Origin of the sequence: Cetobacterium somerae ATCC BAA-474 (genome assembly GCF_000479045.1) — a bacterium.
GTDB classification, from domain to species: Bacteria; Fusobacteriota; Fusobacteriia; order Fusobacteriales; family Fusobacteriaceae; genus Cetobacterium_A; species Cetobacterium_A somerae.
In genome coordinates this window covers 1-861 of the sequence record NZ_KI518104.1, presented here as the reverse complement: position 1 = coordinate 861, position 861 = coordinate 1, and the positions used below count along the sequence as shown (strand labels likewise).

At 30.8% G+C, this 861-nt stretch carries 1 protein-coding gene; it reads right to left on the bottom strand.

The genetic code is table 11. The features are described from left to right. Window positions 1-861 (bottom strand): phosphohexomutase domain-containing protein (locus HMPREF0202_RS03505; RefSeq protein ID WP_023052003.1); only part of this gene is annotated, 861 nt, incomplete at both ends.

The window sequence follows — 861 nt, the reverse complement described above, 5'->3', positions numbered from 1 at the left end:
TAGTAACCAAATTTTTCATATAATTTTTTTAATTCCTTTGGAATTGATGATCCAATGCTATTATAATAGGCTGCCATCTCAGCTATTAATAAAGTAGATACAACTGCATCTTTATCTCTAGCATGTGTTCCTACAAGATAACCATAAGACTCTTCAAATCCCATTAAGAATGTAGCATCATATTTTCCTTCTTCGAACTCTCTGATTTTTTCTCCAATGAATTTAAATCCAGTTAAAGTTCTAAAAATCTTTACTCCTTTTTCTTTAGCAACAATATCTAGCATAGGTGTTGAAACTACAGTAGATACAACTGCTGAATTTTTAGGTATATTTTTTTTGTTTTCTAAAATATAATTCATTAAAAGAAGACCAATCTGGTTTCCATTTGGATAGATCCATTCTCCATTTTCATCCTTTACTGCTACACCAATTCTATCTGCATCAGGGTCATTTGCCATACATAGTGTAGCTCCAACTTTATCTGCTAACTCTATACTTAATTTAAAAACTGCTGGATCCTCTGGATTAGCATATGAACAAGTTGGAAAATTTCCATCAGGTTGCTCTTGCTCAGTTACTATATAGATTGATTTAAATCCAGTTTCATCAAAAACTCTTTTAACTGGTCTCCCACCAGTTCCATGTAATGGTGAATAAACAATTTTAAAATTTTCTTTCCCTGGAATCTCATTATGAATAATTTGTTTTTTAACGGCCTCAATGAATTTAGTATCCATATCTTCAGAAATATATTCTAAAAGTCCTTCTTGAATAGCAGTTTCTTTAGTTAAAAGTTTAATTTCATCAAATGAATTGATAGCATTAACACTGTTTACAACTCCACTAGCTTGAGGTTCAATT